Here is a 407-nt window from a genome sequence, read left to right as displayed (position 1 = left end):
ATATAAATTACTCTCAGTATTTTAATTTAGATATCATTATTATTAATTTACTAGGCAATTTATTGATATTTACCCCAATGGGCTTTTTACTTCCATTATTATCAAAAAAATTTCGTAAAGCGCGGACTGTTATTTGGGCAGGCTTTTTCTCTAGTCTAGCGGTAGAAACAATCCAGTTTATTTTTACGGTTGGATCGGCTGATATTGATGATTTAATATTAAATACATTCGGCGCATGGCTTGGTTACTTAGCCTATAAAAGTATACTTATTAAGCCTAAAAAAGACAGATAGAAACAGTCCTTGTGAGGAGGGCACTGAAAAACTTACGTTTTCATAAAAACGAACCTTTCTCAGATAAAAATAAGGCACTTCTTGTTCAATTTTGAACAGGAAGTGCCTTATTTC

At 32.2% G+C, this 407-nt stretch carries 1 protein-coding gene; it reads left to right on the top strand.

What is annotated here, in order from left to right:
• On the top strand, positions 1-293 hold a 293-nt coding region (locus tag PVA17_RS25095), incomplete at its 5' end, for a VanZ family protein (protein ID WP_274069381.1).
• Between the last annotated feature and the right edge of the window lie 114 nt (positions 294-407).

The sequence above is a fragment of the Lysinibacillus sp. CNPSo 3705 genome (assembly GCF_028674935.1).
GTDB lineage: Bacteria > Bacillota > Bacilli > Bacillales_A > Planococcaceae > Lysinibacillus.
Note: the sequence above shows the minus strand (reverse complement) of the source record. Positions and strands in the feature narration are given on the sequence as shown.